This window comes from Actinomadura sp. 7K534, assembly GCF_004348575.1.
GTDB classification, from domain to species: domain Bacteria; phylum Actinomycetota; class Actinomycetes; order Streptosporangiales; family Streptosporangiaceae; genus Spirillospora; species Spirillospora livida.
In genome coordinates, this window is the sequence record NZ_SMKB01000179.1 from 1 (window position 1) to 14,806 (window position 14,806).

General features: G+C 71.2%; 15 protein-coding genes. 10 read left to right on the forward strand and 5 right to left on the reverse strand.

Annotated features, from left to right (window positions below; all coding sequences use genetic code 11):
• Together E1266_RS27270 and E1266_RS27275 are read left to right on the forward strand one after the other, a co-directional pair.
• Positions 1 to 752, forward strand: a 752-nt coding sequence (locus E1266_RS27270) for an N-acetylmuramoyl-L-alanine amidase (RefSeq protein WP_347876751.1), incomplete at its 5' end; no start/stop codon positions are given.
• 324 nt (positions 753 to 1,076) lie between these two features.
• Positions 1,077 to 1,700 (forward strand): hypothetical protein, encoded by a 624-nt coding sequence (locus E1266_RS27275; RefSeq protein WP_132051771.1) that lies wholly within the window; start codon positions 1,077 to 1,079, stop codon positions 1,698 to 1,700.
• Here E1266_RS27275 and E1266_RS27280 read toward each other — a convergent pair.
• On the reverse strand, positions 1,660 to 2,535 hold the full coding sequence (locus tag E1266_RS27280) for an alpha/beta hydrolase (RefSeq protein WP_132051773.1): 876 nt from the start codon (positions 2,533 to 2,535) through the stop codon (positions 1,660 to 1,662). The genes E1266_RS27275 and E1266_RS27280 overlap by 41 nt on opposite strands.
• Positions 2,536 to 2,594: 59 nt before the next feature.
• On the opposite strand from E1266_RS27280, the gene E1266_RS27285 reads away from it, so the two are divergent.
• Entirely contained in the window at positions 2,595 to 4,526 is a 1,932-nt protein-coding gene (locus E1266_RS27285; protein ID WP_132051775.1) for a BTAD domain-containing putative transcriptional regulator, read from the forward strand.
• Here E1266_RS27285 and E1266_RS27290 read toward each other — a convergent pair.
• Positions 4,523 to 4,807 (reverse strand): hypothetical protein, encoded by a 285-nt coding sequence (locus E1266_RS27290; protein WP_132051777.1) that lies wholly within the window; start codon positions 4,805 to 4,807, stop codon positions 4,523 to 4,525. The genes E1266_RS27285 and E1266_RS27290 overlap by 4 nt on opposite strands.
• A gap of 233 nt (positions 4,808 to 5,040) precedes the next feature.
• Between E1266_RS27290 and metG the strand changes: the two genes are divergently transcribed.
• Together metG and E1266_RS27300 are read left to right on the forward strand one after the other, a co-directional pair.
• A complete protein-coding gene (metG, locus tag E1266_RS27295) occupies positions 5,041 to 6,501 on the forward strand; it encodes a methionine--tRNA ligase (protein ID WP_207945946.1) in 1,461 nt (486 codons plus the stop codon).
• A 246-nt stretch (positions 6,502 to 6,747) separates the two neighbouring features.
• Positions 6,748 to 8,406 carry a catalase gene (locus tag E1266_RS27300; protein WP_132051779.1) on the forward strand — a complete coding sequence of 553 codons (1,659 nt, stop codon included), beginning with the start codon at positions 6,748 to 6,750 and terminating at the stop codon, positions 8,404 to 8,406.
• A gap of 78 nt (positions 8,407 to 8,484) precedes the next feature.
• Here E1266_RS27300 and E1266_RS27305 read toward each other — a convergent pair whose 3' ends face one another.
• Positions 8,485 to 8,913, reverse strand: coding sequence for a hypothetical protein (locus tag E1266_RS27305; protein ID WP_132051781.1), 429 nt, complete (start codon positions 8,911 to 8,913; stop codon positions 8,485 to 8,487).
• Positions 8,914 to 9,078: 165 nt separating this feature from the next.
• On the reverse strand, positions 9,079 to 10,197 hold the full coding sequence (locus E1266_RS27310) for a diaminopropionate ammonia-lyase (protein WP_132051783.1): 1,119 nt from the start codon (positions 10,195 to 10,197) through the stop codon (positions 9,079 to 9,081).
• A gap of 90 nt (positions 10,198 to 10,287) precedes the next feature.
• On the opposite strand from E1266_RS27310, the gene E1266_RS27315 reads away from it, so the two are divergent.
• The 3 genes from E1266_RS27315 to E1266_RS38250 all read left to right on the forward strand — a co-directional run bounded on the left by E1266_RS27315 (position 10,288) and on the right by E1266_RS38250 (position 12,231).
• A complete protein-coding gene (locus E1266_RS27315; protein ID WP_132051785.1) occupies positions 10,288 to 11,196 on the forward strand; it encodes a LysR family transcriptional regulator in 909 nt (302 codons plus the stop codon).
• Between the two features lie 458 nt (positions 11,197 to 11,654).
• Positions 11,655 to 11,954, forward strand: coding sequence for a hypothetical protein (locus E1266_RS27320; protein WP_132051788.1), 300 nt, complete (start codon positions 11,655 to 11,657; stop codon positions 11,952 to 11,954).
• Positions 11,955 to 12,078: 124 nt separating this feature from the next.
• Positions 12,079 to 12,231, forward strand: coding sequence for a hypothetical protein (locus E1266_RS38250; protein ID WP_165966227.1), 153 nt, complete (start codon positions 12,079 to 12,081; stop codon positions 12,229 to 12,231).
• Between the two features lie 36 nt (positions 12,232 to 12,267).
• Here E1266_RS38250 and E1266_RS27325 read toward each other — a convergent pair whose 3' ends face one another.
• Positions 12,268 to 12,480 carry a hypothetical protein gene (locus E1266_RS27325; protein WP_132051790.1) on the reverse strand — a complete coding sequence of 71 codons (213 nt, stop codon included), beginning with the start codon at positions 12,478 to 12,480 and terminating at the stop codon, positions 12,268 to 12,270.
• Between the two features lie 138 nt (positions 12,481 to 12,618).
• Here E1266_RS27325 and E1266_RS27330 point away from each other — a divergent pair, with 138 nt between their 5' ends.
• Entirely contained in the window at positions 12,619 to 13,380 is a 762-nt protein-coding gene (locus E1266_RS27330; protein WP_243718937.1) for a MerR family transcriptional regulator, read from the forward strand.
• Positions 13,381 to 13,451: 71 nt separating this feature from the next.
• Positions 13,452 to 14,806: prolyl oligopeptidase family serine peptidase (locus E1266_RS27335; RefSeq protein WP_132051792.1), on the forward strand; the 1,355-nt coding region annotated here is incomplete at its 3' end.

Here is a 14,806-nt window from a genome sequence, read left to right on the forward strand (position 1 = left end):
GGCTGGGGCTGCTCGCGGGGTGCGGCGGGGGCGGTGACGGCGGTGATGAGGCGTCGCCGGCTCCCACGAGCGAGCAGACCGCCGCGCAGGGGGCGGCGGTTCGGGGGAAGAAGATCGTGGTTGATCCGGGGCATAACGGGGGCAATGCCACCCACCCCAGGCAGATCAACAAGCAGGTGTCCGTAGGGAACGGACGCAAGGCCTGTGACACGACCGGGACCGCTACGGCCGGCGGGTACCGCGAGCACGCCTTCACCTGGGATCTGGCCAATCGCCTGGCGAAGGTACTGCGGGACAGGGGAGCCGAGGTCGAGTTCACGCGGGCGAGCGACAACGGGGTCGGGCCCTGCATCACCCGGCGGGCGGCCACCGGGGGACGTGTCGGGGCTGATGCGGCGGTGTCGGTTCACGGGGACGGCGGGCCGCCGTCCGGGCACGGGTTCCACGTCATCGTCCCAGTGGCCGTGGGTGAGAACGCGGGGATCGTGGACGACTCCGTGCGGCTGGGCCAGGCGATCCGTGGGGCGTATCGGTCCGGCACTGGGATCCCCTACTCGACCTACATCGGCGAGAACGGGCTGGATCGGCGCGATGATCTCGGTGGGCTCAACCTGGCCAAGGTGCCGACCGCCTTCATCGAGTGCGGCAACATGACCAACGCGGGGGACGCCGCCAAGATGGAGAGCGCCTCGTTCCGGCAGCGCATGGCCGACTCGATCGCGCAGGGGTTCGAGGTCTATTTCGGGGAGTAGGCGACTGTTTGCCGAACCATGGGATTGTGGGGCGAAATGTCCGGCTACGTGGAGATGCATCACGTATGTCGGATGAACGGGTGATGAGGATGGCCCACAGGGAAGCCCACAAGGGGCCTCACAGCAGGCTGCGCGGCGCGCTTAGCTGGGAGATGCTGCTCGGATTGGCCGCTACCGCGTTCATCATCTACGTGTGGGTATGGGCGGCGACTCAAGGCGGCCCGCCCTGGTAGAGGGTTGATATCACCGGTATTCGGACCCTAGTGATGGACGAGATTTCCCGGCAGGATGCGGCGTGCGAGAAGCGCGCCCCCGGGAGATCTCATGCAAGTCGTCCTTGTCTTACTGCTGATAGCCCTTTCGGTCGGTGCACTCGTTCTGGTGTACATGCGGCTGGGCTTCTCGGTTGACCGGGTGTTCGCGAGGACGCCCCTATCGACGGTGGCGACGGCGGAACCGGGCGTGTGCCGGCTTGCCGGGCGGGCCGTTGCGCTCGGGGCGGCCCCCGTGAGTGAGGCCAGCGGGCGTGCCTATGTGGCGCGGCAGCTGGCGATCGTCCCCAGTTCGGACGGGTCCGACGGAACGCATCGCTTCGGGCAGGCGGTCGACTTCCTTGTGGACGACGGCAGCGGGATCGCGCTGGTCAAGGGAGCGGGTGGACGTGTCTCCGTGTCTCAGGACTACGAGGCACCGGTGACGACTCTCGACAAGGTTCCCTGGGTCGATGTCCTGTTGCGCTCCGGCGGTTATCACAACGGCTCTCCGACGACCTGCCGCATCCGCCTGTACGAAGGGGTCGTCGAAGACGGAGCCCAGGTAGGCGTCGTGGGGCAGGTTGAGGCGCCGGATGACGAAGCCCGTGCGCTGGGGGCCTCCGTGGTGATCAGGGGAACGGCGTCCGATCCGGTCATGATCCGTGCTGAGCGCCGCGAGCCAGCAGCGTCCTGAGTGCCTTCGTCACTTCCGCCGGGGCCTCTTCGGCCATGAAGTGGCCGTAGGGGACGGTTTCGTGGTCGAGGTCGGCGGCCCACGCGCGCCATAGGGCGGCGGCGTCGTAGCCCAGGGCGGCTCCCCAGTCCTGCTGGAGGACGGCGACGGGCATCTGCAGCCGGTTGCCCGCAGCCCGGTCGACCTGGTCGTGTTCGACGTCGATGCCCGCGGACGCGCGGTAGTCGGCGACGATCGAGGGGATCGCGTCGCGGCAGGCGGCGAGGTAGGCGGCCCGGACGTCGGCGGGGATCGCGGACGGGTCGTTCGTCCACACGTCGAGGAAGTGGCCGAAGAAGGCGTCGGGTGCGCCGGCGATGAGCTGTTCGGGCAACCCTGGCGGCTGGGCCATCAGGTAGAGGTGGAAGCCCACCGCCGCGGTCACGCCGTGCATCGCGTCCCACATGTCCAGGGTCGGGAGGACGTCGAGGCAGGCGAGGTGGGTGATCGTGTCGGGGTGGTCGAGGCCGGCGCGGAAGGCGACCAGGGCTCCGCGGTCATGTCCGGCTAGGGCGAAACGGTCGTGGCCTAGGGCTCGGGCAAGGGCGACGATGTCCGCGGCCATGGTGCGCTTGGAGTAGCCGTCGGCGGGCTTGTCGCTGTCTCCGTATCCGCGTAGGTCGGGGCAGATGACGGTGTGGTCGGACGCAAGGTCAGCCGCCACGTGACGCCACATCAGGTGCGTTTGCGGGAAGCCGTGCAGGAGGACGATAGGTGTGCCGGTGCCTGCGACCGCCACGTTGAGGGAGACATCCTCGGCGACGGCGACGCGCTTGTATTCGAATCCGTTGAGCATGGTCCTAAGGCTGCTCGACGTGAATGAGCATTCGATGAGCGCGCTATAGCGTGGCTTGCGTGGACGTCGTTTTCGGGGTGCTGGGGCCGGTGACGGCTTGGGACGGCTCCGGCGACGTGATTCCTCTGAAGGGGCCCAGGCATCGGGCGGTGCTGGCCCGGCTCGTCATCGCCCGTGGCCGTGTGGTCCCAGTGACGCGGCTCGTCGACGACCTGTGGACGGTTCCGCCGGCGGACGCGGTCGGCGCCGTCAGGACGTTCGTCGCCGCGCTGCGCCGAGCGCTGGAGCCGGAGCGTCCACCACGGGCTCCGTCCCGGCTCCTGGTCACCGAAGGCCCGGGATACGCGCTGCGCACCGACGCGGTCGACGCCTGGCGCTTCGAGCAGGTGGTCGGTGCCGCAGCCCGCCCGCCGGAGGAGACGCTCAAGAGCCTGGACGAGGCCCTGGGGTGGTGGCGCGGCCCCGCCTATGCCGAGTTCGCCGACGACGATTGGGCCCGTGCGGAACGGTCGCGTCTGACCGAACTCCGCCTGCGCGCCGTCGAACGCAGGGCCGAGGCCAAGCTCGAACTGGGTCTCGCCGCCGACGCCGTACCGGATCTGGACGCGCACGTCGCCGAGCATCCCTGGCGTGAGGACGCGTGGCGTCTCCTGGCGCTCGCGCTGTACCGCACGGGCCGCCAAGGCGATGCACTGGCAGTCCTGCAACGAGCACGGGCAATGCTCGTAGAGCAACTGGGCATCGACCCAAGCCCAGTGTTGCGTCGCCTAGAGGAGAACATCCTCCGCCAGGAGGACCCGGACACGGTGTCCCAGGTGTGGGCGGAGGCGGCGGCCGCCTATGACCGCACCGTCGCATCGGGTTCGCGGGCACGGCTGGAGTCGACGGTCGGGATCCTGCGGAACCTCGCGGTGACCGGTGGCGGCGGGCTGGAGGCGGCGCGCGGGCAGCGCATGGCGGCGATCGCGGCGGCGGAGCGGCTCGGCGACGCGGAGCTGACCGCGCGGGTGATCGGCGCGTACGACGTCCCGGCGATCTGGACGCGGTCGGACGATCCGCGGCAGGCCGCCGAGGTCGTGGCGGCGGCCGAGCGCGCCCTCGCCGGGCTCCCGGACGGCGGGTCGGGGGCGGCGCGGGCGCGGCTGCTGGCCACGATCGCGCTGGAGTCGCGCGGGACACGCACCGGGCGCGCCCGCGAAGCGGCCGTGGAGGCGGAGCGGATCGCCCGTGGCCTGGACGATCCCGCGCTCCTGGCGTTCACGTTGAACGGCGTGTTCATGCAGACGTTCCACCGCGCGGGGCTGGCGCCGGAACGTGACGAGCTAGGCGCCGAGCTGGTCGACCTCTCCGTCCGGCATGACCTGCACAACTACCTCGTGCTGGGGCATCTCGTCCGGATGCAGGCACGCAGCGCGCTCGCCGACTTCGCGGCCGCCGACGGGCACGCGGCGGCTGCGGATCATCTTGCCGAGCGCCACGAGCGGCCGCTGGTCGGCGTGTTCACCACGTGGTACCGGGCGCTTCGGCTCGCCGCGTCCGGCGGGGCGCCGGAGGAGGTCGAGGCCGCCTACCGGGACGCCATCGCACGGCTGGACGGTTCGGGCATGCCCGGCCTCACGGCCGGACTGCCCGCGCTGGCGCGGCTGTCGCTGCGCATGAAGGCGGGGCGGCCCGCGCAGAAGGATCCGCACACCGACTGGGGGCCTTACGCACCGTGGGCCCGCCCCCTGGTCCTGCTGGCGCAGCGACGTCCACACGAGGCCGCCACGGTCCTGCGCAAGGCACCGGACCCGCCCCGCGACCTGCTGTTCGAGGCCCTGTGGTGCCTCCTCGCCCAGGCGGCGATGGCCGTGGACGACCGCGAGACGATGGCCCGCGCCCGCGCCGAACTCGCCCCGGCCGCCGACGAACTGGCCGGTGCCGGCAGCGGACTCGTGACCTTCGGCCCGGTGGCCCGTTATGTGGACGACCTCACCGTCCGGGTGGGTTAGAACCAGCAGGGGCCCGTGCCCCAGGCCCAGGCCCACTCCCACGGGAGGAAGAGGTGGATGCGGCAGGCCAGGTTGCCCCAGACGATGTAGGGGCCGTTCTCGTCCCACCCGATGTCACCTGGGTTCTCCCTCACCTCGGCCTGGAGCGGGGCAGGGAGTTGCTGGATGACGCTCTCCGGAATCTCAGGCTTGGGGTCCGGGGCCGCCTGCGCCGGGACTGCGGTCAGGGTCAGCGCGCCGGAGAGCGCCACGGCGCCCACGGCCATCCTCAGCTTCTTCATGCGCCCGAGTCTGAGCGCGCGGGCCATGGAAGTCACGCCATCTCGCCAATGAATACTGGCAAGATCCGGCCGGTTCCGTGGCGGGGGCGCGACGGTTAGACTCGGTCGCATGAGGACGTTCGCTGCCCAGGTGATGATGCCCCGCTCGCGGGGTCGCTGACGCTGGACGTTCTTCGAGGCCCTGTTCGCGGGGCCTTTTCTCATTGTGGGGCCCCGATTCCCTGGAGGCTCCCTTGAGCACTTACATCACGACGACGATTCCGTACGTCAATGCGCGCCCGCATCTGGGGTTCGCGCTGGAACTCGTCCAAGCGGACGTGCTCGCCCGGCATCGACGCCGCACCGGCGCCGTCCGATTCCAGGCGGGGACGGACGACAACTCGCTGAAGAACGTCCTGGCCGCCGAGGCCGCCGGCGAGGACGTCCAGGAATTCGTCGACCGGCTCGCCGAAGAGTTCGTCGGTCTCGCCGAGCCGCTGTCCTTGTCGGTGGACGACGTCATCCGCACCAGTCGCGACCCCCGGCACCGCGCCGGAGTGGAACGGCTGTGGCGGGCCTGCGCCGACTCCGGCGACCTGTACAGGCGGCACTACGAAGGGCTCTACTGCGTCGGTTGCGAGCAGTTCTACGGCGAGGGCGAGCTCATCGGCGGGCGCTGTCCCGAGCACGGCACCGTCCCGCAGCGCGTCTCGGAGGAGAACTGGTTCTTCCGCCTGTCCCGGTACGCGGAGAAGTTGCACGACCTCATCAGCGGCGGCGAATTGCGCATAGAACCGCCCGAGCGGCGCAACGAAGTGCTCTCGTTCATCGCGGGCGGGCTCGCGGACTTCTCCGTTTCCCGGTCGACCGAGCGTGCGCGCGGCTGGGGAATTCCGGTGCCGGACGACCCCGGCCAGGTCATTTACGTATGGTGGGACGCGCTCGGCAACTACATCACCGCACTCGGCTACGGGCAGGACGGTGACGATTTCCGGCGATGGTGGGCGGGGGACGGCCGCCGCGTCCATCTCGCCGGGAAGGGCGTGCTGCGGTTCCACGCGGTCTACTGGCCGGCGATGCTGCTGTCCGCCGGGCTGCCGCTGCCGGACGAGATCCTGGTGCACGGCTACCTCACCGCCGGCGGGCAGAAGATCAGCAAGTCCGGTGGCGCCACCGTCGATCCGGTCGCGCTCGTGCGGGAGTACGGGGTGGACGCCGTCCGGTGGTGGCTGCTCCGGGAGGTACCGAAGGCCGGGGACGCGGACTTCACCGCCGAGCGGCTCGTCGCCCGCGCCGACGACGAACTGGCCAACGGCCTCGGGAACCTGGTCAACCGGGTCGTGTCGATGGTCCACCGGTACCGGGACGGCGTCGTCCCCGCCCGCGAGGGCCCCGGTGAGCTGGACGAGGTGTGCCGCGAGGCCCCGGCTCTCGTCGGCGCCGCGCTGGACGACCACGACTTCCGCCGCGCCACCTCCGCGGTCTGGGAGATCGTCGACCAGGCCAACCGCCACATCAACCGCGTGCGGCCGTGGGAACTGGCGAAGGCAGGAGACCCGCGGCTGGACGCCGTCCTCGCCGAGCTGGTCGACGCCTGCCGGGCCGTCGCCGAGAACCTGGCGCCCTTCCTGCCCGACGCCGCCGACCGCGTCGCCCGCCAGTGCGCCGGCGACCGGCTCCCGCCCCCGTCCCCGGTGTTCCGCCGCCTCGCCTGACCCTTGCCCGGCCTCAAGGATGTTCCACCTGGTCACGCGGTGGTGGTGGCTGAAGGACGGTTCGCCGAGCGAAGCCTCGTCCTTTGGGTGGGGGCTGGAGGACGGTTTACCTGGATGCGGACGTTAGTTGCGGTTCTCTCGGGTAGGGCGTCACCGAGTCTTTTCGTCCGGTGTGTCCGGCGGCGGTCGGCCGCCGAGCCCGCCGAGGGCGGAGCGACCCCCTGAACAGCGAGAGGAGAGCTTGTCGTGACCGACGTTTCGAGCAAGGGATCGCAACCGGGGGACGAGCGTCCGGTACTGACCAATCGGCAGGGCCACCCGGTCTACGACAACCAGAACCAGCGCACCGTGGGGTCCCGCGGCCCGGCGACGCTGGAGAACTACCAGTTCCTGGAGAAGATGAGCCACTTCGACCGGGAGCGCATCCCGGAGCGTGTGGTGCACGCCCGCGGGAAGACGTCCTACGGCTTCTTCGAGGCGTACGGGAAGTGGGGTGACGAGCCGATCGCGAACTTCACCCGGGCGAAGCTGTTCCAGGAGCAGGGCAAGCGGACGCCGATCGCGCTGCGGTTCTCCACGGTCATCGGCGGGCGCGACTCGGCCGAGACGGCGCGGGACCCGCGCGGTTTCGCCATCAAGTTCTACACCGAGGACGGCAACTGGGACCTCGTCGGGAACAACCTCGCGGTGTTCTTCATCCGCGACGCGATCAAGTTCCCCGACGTCATCCACGCCCTCAAGCCCGATCCGGTGACGTTCCGCCAGGAGCCGGCGCGCATCTTCGACTTCATGTCGCAGACCCCTGAGTCGATGCACATGCTGGTCAACCTGTTCAGCCCGCGCGGCATCCCGTCCGACTACCGGCACATGCAGGGCTTCGGCGTGAACACCTACAAGTGGGTGAACGAGGCGGGCGAGACGAAGCTCGTCAAGTACCACTGGATGCCGAAGCTGGGCGTGAAGAGCATGACGGAGGCCGACGCGGCGGTGATCCAGGCCGGCGAGCTGGGGCACGCCAGCAAGGACCTGCACGAGGCCATCGAGCGCGGCGACTTCCCGGAGTGGGAGCTGCTCGTCCAGATGATGGACGACCACGAGCACCCCGAACTGGACTGGGACCCGCTGGACGACACCAAGACGTGGCCGGAGAACGAGTTCCCCGCGCTGCCGGTGGGGCGAATCGTCCTCGACCGGAACGTCGAGAACAACTTCGCCGAGAACGAGCAGATCTCGTTCGGCACCGGTGTACTGGTTGACGGCCTCGACTTCTCCGACGACAAGATGCTCATCGGGCGAACGTTCTCCTACAGCGACACGCAGCGCTACCGGGTGGGGCCGAACTACCTGCAGCTGCCCGTCAACCAGGCCAAGAGCGCCCAGGTCAAGACGAACCAGCGCGACGGGCAGATGACGTACTACGTCGACGCGGCGGGCGAGAACCCGCACGTGAACTACGAGCCGTCCATCACGGGCGGGCTGCGGGAGGGGCAGTTCCCGGCGGAGGACACGCAGGGCCCCGAGATCAGGGGCCGGGTGACCCGCAAGCGCATCGAGCGGACCAACGACTACAAGCAGGCGGGCCAGCGCTACCTGCTGATGGAGGACTGGGAGCGCGACGACCTCGTGAACAACTTCGTCGCCGCGATCTCCGAGTGCGCGCGTCCCGTCAAGGAGCGCATGGTGTGGCATCTGCTGATGGTCGAGGACGACCTCGGGCTGCGCGTCGGCGAGGGCCTCGGCATCGGCCCGGACGACGTGAAGCACCTGGAGCCGCTCGCCAGCCAGGACCTGACCGACGAGGACCGCAAGCGGCTCTCGAACCTCGGCGACAACGGGCCGCGGGACGTCAACGGCCTGAAGATGACGCACTGCGTCCCGAACGAAAGGGCGGTCCACGCGAGCTAGCGAGCCGGACCGGACGATCCTCCAGGGCGCGGCGCGACGAGCGCCGCGCCCTGGCGTCGTTCAGGCGCCTCTTGTCGTTCAGGCGCCTCTGACGGTGACCTCGGCCGTCGCGCGGGCGCTTTCGACGGCGGCCTTGACGATCTCGTTCTCGGCGCTGAAGGCGGTCTCCATCACCGTGATGTACTCGGCGGTGGGCGGGTAGAGGCGGGCGGCGGCGTTGGCCGTCCGCCGGACGATGACGCGGGCGCCGGTGCGCATCGCGGTCTCGAAGTGATGGACGTCGTGCCCGGCGCGGGCCTCACCGGCCCCGAGGACGCGGAACGAGTCGAGCACGGCGGACTTGTCGCGGGCGCCGAGGTAGGCGGAGACGGCGTCGCGGACGAGCGTCCCCACGGCGCCGGCCCGCACGTGCGTGTAGGCGGGCACGCGGAGGCTGATCTCGTGGACGACCTCGGCGGTGATCTCGTCGAGGCGGGCGGTGAGGAACCGCTCCAGATCGGGCTTCATGGGTCGTCCCCCCTTTCGTTGGCGGGCGGAGGCCCGCGCCCACGAGGCAGGCGGTGGGAGCAGGAGGTTGGCCGGGACGATCGGGTCGCGCGAATGAACGCACGAATATGTTACCGGCGCGTAGGCCAATGTGCCTCCCCTATCTCCGCAAACGTCCGATACGCGTCAAGCGGGGTTGGCCGTCGTCCCTTCCGTGCTCAGCAGGACGATCGTGTCCGCGTGCTCAGGCGCGAGGGCCGGGCGGTTGTGTGAGGTCAGAGCGGCGCGTGTGCCCGCCAAGGAGGCGGCACCGCAAGGCCCCGCCTGCACCCCCAGGGAGATGAGGTCGCGTGCGGCCTGGGCGGCGTCGGTGTCGGTGACCGCTACTGCCGCGTCCACGCCTGAGCGGAGGTAAGGCCAGGCGAGGCTGGACGGGGTAGCGCAGTTGAGGCCCGCCATGGACGTCGTCCCAGTCTCGACGGTGACCGGACGGTCGTGGTGCAGGCTCGTCAGCACGCAAGGGGCCGCATCGGGCTCCACGCACAGCAGAGTGGGCGCGGACCGTCCAGACCTGTAATGGGTCACAGCAGCCTGGGCCAGCGACCCAACCCCGGCTGGGACGGCGACAAGGCCCGCTGGCGCGACCCCAGCCGACGCGAGCTGGTCGTCTATCTCGGTGAAGAGGGTGGAGTAGCCGTCCACGATCCACTGCGGGACGCGTTCGTACCCGGGCCACGCGGTGTCCTGGACGAGCACGGCCGACGGGTCGGAGGCGGCCGCGTCCGCCGCGAACCGAACCGCCTCGTCATAGGGCGCCGGAACCTCCGTCACCGCCGCGCCCTCCTCCTTGATCGCGGCCACCGCCGCGGGGTGGACGCCGCCCTGCGGGACGTAGACGTCCGCGGCGAGCCCAAGCAGGCGGGCCATGGCGGCGACCGCCCGGCCGTGGTTGCCGTCCGTCGCGGTGACGAGCCGGACCGGCGGGCGGGCGGCCTCGCGCAGCCGCCCGGGCGGGGTGCCGGGCGCGAGTCCGTAGTGGTCGCAGAGCGCCCGGTGAACGCCCCACGAGGCGCCGAGGATCTTGAACGCGGGCAGCCCGAGGCGCGCCGACTCGTCCTTCACGAACAGGTGCCGGACGCCCAGTCCGGCCGCGAGCGAAGGCAGTTCGACGAGAGGCGTCGGAGCGTAGCCGGGGAGCCCGCGGTGGAAGGACGCGACGTCCCCGGGAGCCGGCGGGCATCTCCAGGCCCGTGCCGGCGGCCGGGCGAACCACGACAGATCAAGCGAAGTGGGAGCTGTGACCATGCATGACACGTTCCCCTAGCCACCTTTCTTCGGTCCAGCGAATGTTTTCGAGCGATAATCATCAGCTCAGCCGATGAATGGAGGACGCCCGTGCTGGACCTTCACCGGCTCCGGCTGCTCCGCGAGCTGAAGCACCGCGGGACGCTCGCCGCCGTCGCCGAGGCACTCTCCTACAGCCCGTCCTCGATCTCGCAGCAGTTGTCGGTGCTGGAGAGGGAGGCCGGGGTGCCGCTGCTCGAACCCGTGGGGCGGCGCGTCCGGCTGACGGCGCAGGCCGAGATCCTCGTCGCGCACACCGAGGCCGTCCTGGAGCGCCTCGAACGCGCGGAGGCCGACCTCGCCGCGTCGCTGCGCGGCATCGCGGGGGTGCTGCGCGTCGCCGCGTTCCAGACGGCCGCGCTGGCGCTCGTCCCGGACGCGCTCAGCACGCTCCGCGACGCCCACCCGCGGCTCCGCGTCGAGATCACCCAGCGGGAGCCCGAGAGCGCGCTGCCGGGCCTGCTCGCCCGGGACTTCGACCTGGTCATCACCGAGGAGTACCCGGGCGATCCGAGCCCGCGGCCGGCCGGGATCGAGTACGCGGAGCTGGGCGCGGACGAGATCTCCCTCGCCCTCCCCGGACCCGCGCCGCAGGGCACCGGGTTGCAGGGCACCGGGTTGCGGGAGCTGGCGGAGACCCCGTGGGTCATGGAACCGGCCGGTACGGCGTCGCGGCTGTGGGCGACGCGGCTCTGCCGCGCCGCCGGGTTCGAGCCGGACGTGCGGTTCGAGTCCACCGACCTGCTGCTGCATCTGCGCCTGGTCGAGCGGGGTCACGCGGCCGCGCTGCTGCCGGGGCTCGTGTGGTCGGGCCGTCCGCCGGCGGTGCCGGTCGTCCGGCTCCCCGAGGAGGACCGGACCCGCCGCCTGCTCACCGCGGCCCGCCGGGGCGGCGGCTCGCACCCGGCGGTGCGGGCCTTCCGGGACGCGCTCGCCGCCGGACTTGCATACCGCGACTAACCTGGGAGGACCCGTTCATGCGGGCTGCAACCCGCCTCACGGACGGACCGTAACCCCGAGGGCGCACCGGTTCCGGATCCAAACCCCGCGACCAGAGCGCACCGCGTTCAACCGCCGCCCGATTTGGACGGCGGGATTAGCCTCGGGCATACGTGCGTTCAACACTGGAAGGTCCCGCGGCCGGAGTGCGCCCGGCGACCGTAATCCAGGGGTACGTCCGTACCAACCCGGATCCACAAGCCCAGGTCACAGCCCCGAGCCTGGGCGGCGCACACGCGGAAGCACCATTCCGTTCCGATAATCCGATACCCGCACGGGAGAGCCCGTCCTACGGGCCTACCCAGGGACGACCCCGCCTCGGTTCGGGGTTTTCCCTTATGGCGATTAATCCGCCCGGCGGGCAGAGTCATATATGGCAGCAGGGGGACGAGGCCCCCTCCGCAGGAAGAAGGCACACGATGTCGAACACCCCTCTCCCCTCGCCGACGAACGCCTCGCCGACGATCCCCTCGCTGACGGCCTCCGAGCTGGCCGAGATCCTGTTCTGCAGCGGGCTGCAGGAGTCGGACCGCCCCTCCGCCGAGCAGGTCCGCGCCGCCATCGAGGCCAGGCTGGGTGCCTGCGGCGGCGACCGCCACGCCTGCCTCGCCGTCGTCGCCCAGGAGGCCGGCGACCACCCGGAGACGTACCTCGCCCGGATGCGCTGGGCCCTCACCACCGTGTCCGAGACGTACCGCGGCGACCTCGCCGCCGCCTGACCGTCCCGCGGCACCCCCGAACGAACAGCGTCCCCCGCGAACAGCACCACCGGACGAACAGCACCACCGCAAGATCAGCGCCACCCCGCGAACAGGGCCACCGCACGGACAGGGAGGAAGCCCGATGCGTTCACCGTTCACCGACCGCCGCGAGGACATCGTCCCGCGTTCGCTCCGCGACCTGCTCGCCACCGAGGCGGCGCAGGCCCCGCGGCCGGCGGACGACAGGCGCCGCCGCCGACAACGCCGGACCATGACCAACCGCCGCGTCACCTAGGGCCGCGGCCGCCCGGTTCCGCCTCCGTCGGCCGGGTCAGTGCCGCGACTTCTTCGACTTCTTGATTTTCGTCTTACCGCCGTCCGACTCCCACTCGTACCCGGCCGCGCCGCGCTCGCAGTAGCTGTTGCTGACCCGGCGGTCGGTCGCGTCGTGCTCGCACCACCGGTTCTTGCCGCCGCACGCGGTCAGGCCCCCCACCGCGACCACGAGGGTCAACGCGAGGGTCACGGGACGTGTCTTCGCCATCTTCGGCCTCTCCTTGCGAAGGTCGTGCCATCGACAGGGTGTCACTGGCGTGGCTCTGACGTGCGGAGCCGACGAAAGCGTTCCCCCGCGGACAGCTCGGGACGTGACCGCCTCCGGCCGCGAACTATGCTGGCGGCCGTGAGCGATCAGCCGATGGACGACCATGACGGCCAAACCGGCGACGGCGGCCGCGAGTACCGCATCGGCGAACTCGCGCAGGCCGCGGGCGTACCGGTGCGGACGCTGCGCTACTACCAGGAGCGGAAGCTGCTGCCGCCCCCGCGCCGCGAAGGGCGCATCGGGCTGTACTCCGAGGACCACCTCGCGCGGCTGCGCATGATCGCGAACCTGCTCGACCGCGGCCACACCCTCGAAGGCATCCGCGAGCTGCTCTCGGCGTGGGAGCAGGGCCGCGACATCGGCGCCGTCCTCGGCGTCGAGAAGGCCGTCACGACGCCGTGGTCGCGCGAGGTCCCGGTGACGATGACGCTGGACGAGCTGGCGGCGCTGTTCCCGGGCCAGGTCGACGCGGAGTCCGTGGAGCGGGCCGTCGCGCAGGGCCACATCGAGATCGACGGCGACCGCGTCACCCACTGGAGCCGCCGCCAGCTGGAGGCGACGGTGACGCTCGTCCAGGCCGGCGTGCCGCTGGAGGAGATCCTGTCGGCCGGGCTGGAGCTCCAGCGCACCATGGACGACCTCGCGGCGATGTTCCTCCGGATGATCGCCACGCACGTCGTCGGGCGCATCGACGAGCAGGACCTCGGCGAGCTGACCGAGACCCTCGCCCGGCTGCGTCCCGGAGCGCAGGTCACCGTGGAGGCGGGCTTCGCCCGCGCCATGGACCGGCAGGTCCGCGCCACGATCGACCAGCTGCTCGGCCGCTTCGCCGCGCCCTGAGCGCCCCCGGCGGGCACGCCCCGGACGCCGGGTGTTCCGCCGCACGTCCGGTCGGCCGCAATACTGGGGGGATGGTCGACGACGAACGCTGGAAGGCGAGATTCCGCGCCGCCGGGATGAGCCTGCCCCGATGGGCCAGAGACGCCCCGAGCCACAGCATCTACCGGTCGAACGTCACCGGAACCTGGGAGATCTACACGTGGGACCGTGACACCGGCGAGCGCCGCCAGGTGACCGACCGCCCGAACGGCACCTGGATCGGCACCATCGACCGGTCCGGCGAATGGGTCTGGTGGTTCGCCGACACCGACGGCGACGAGTTCGGCGTCTGGAAGCGCGTGCCGTTCGGCGCGGAGGAGGGGGCCGAGAGCGTCCCCGCCGTCGCGGGCCTGGAGCCGTCGTATCCGGCCGGCCTGTGCCTGGGCCGCACCGGCCTCGCCGTCGTCGGGCGGACGACGGAGGACGGCAACACGATCCACCTCTGCCAGGCCGGTGCGGAGCCCGAGGTGCTCTACCACCACGCGGAGGACGCGCACGTCGCCGCGATGTCCCGCGGCGAGAGCCTGATCGCGATCGGGCACAGCGAGCACGGCGACAGCCGCCACATGGCGCTGCGCGTGGTGCGGCCGGACGGCACCACGGTCGCCGACCTGTGGGACGGCCCCGGCAAGGGCGTCCACGCCGCCGGGTTCGCCCCCGTCGAGGGGGATTCGCGGCTGCTGGTGAACCACGAGCGGCGCGGCCGCGACGAGATGCTGATCTGGGATCCGGTCGTCGGCACCGAGCAGGAGATCGTCCTCGACCTCCCCGGCGAGATCGGCGCGGCCTGGTACCCGGACGGGACGGCGCTGCTGATCGCCCACTCGCACGAGGCCCGGGACGAGCTGTACCGGTACGACCTGGCGACCGGGAGCCTGACCGCGATCGAGACGCCGCGCGGGGTGATCGGCGGGGCCGACGTCCGGCCGGACGGGACGATCGAGTACTCCTGGTCGTCGGCCGCCGAGCCGCCGGTGATCAGGTCCACGTCGGGCGAGGTCGTGCTCACGCCCCCCGGGCCGCCCGCTCCCCCGTCCGTGCCCATCGAGGACGTGTGGGTGGACGGCCCGGGAGGCCGCATCCACGCGCTGGTCAGCAGGCCCGAGGGCGACCGTCCGTTCCCGACGGTGTTCGACGTCCACGGCGGGCCCACCGCGCAGGACGACGACTCGTTCCGGCCCGCGGTCGCCGCCTGGGTGGACCACGGGTTCGCCGTCGTCCGCGTCAACTACCGGGGCTCGACCGGGTACGGGTCGGAGTGGCGCGACGCCATCGAGGGACGCGTCGGCCTCACCGAGCTGGAGGACATCAAGGCCGTCCGCGACTGGGCCGTGTCCAGCGGGCTCGCCGACCCGGAGCGGCTCGTGCTGACGGGCGGGTCGTGGGG

Excerpts from the sequence above, each read along its gene's own strand:
- E1266_RS27325 (WP_132051790.1), bottom strand. The coding sequence starts at position 12,480 with ATGGCGAAGACACGTCCCGTGACCCTCGCGTTGACCCTCGTGGTCGCG.
- E1266_RS27290 (WP_132051777.1), bottom strand. The coding sequence starts at position 4,807 with ATGAAGAAGCTGAGGATGGCCGTGGGCGCCGTGGCGCTCTCCGGCGCG.
- E1266_RS38250 (WP_165966227.1), top strand. The coding sequence starts at position 12,079 with ATGCGTTCACCGTTCACCGACCGCCGCGAGGACATCGTCCCGCGTTCG.
- E1266_RS27280 (WP_132051773.1), bottom strand. The coding sequence starts at position 2,535 with ATGCTCAACGGATTCGAATACAAGCGCGTCGCCGTCGCCGAGGATGTC.
- E1266_RS27320 (WP_132051788.1), top strand. The coding sequence starts at position 11,655 with ATGTCGAACACCCCTCTCCCCTCGCCGACGAACGCCTCGCCGACGATC.
- E1266_RS27275 (WP_132051771.1), top strand. The coding sequence starts at position 1,077 with ATGCAAGTCGTCCTTGTCTTACTGCTGATAGCCCTTTCGGTCGGTGCA.
- E1266_RS27310 (WP_132051783.1), bottom strand. The coding sequence starts at position 10,197 with ATGGTCACAGCTCCCACTTCGCTTGATCTGTCGTGGTTCGCCCGGCCG.
- E1266_RS27305 (WP_132051781.1), bottom strand. The coding sequence starts at position 8,913 with ATGAAGCCCGATCTGGAGCGGTTCCTCACCGCCCGCCTCGACGAGATC.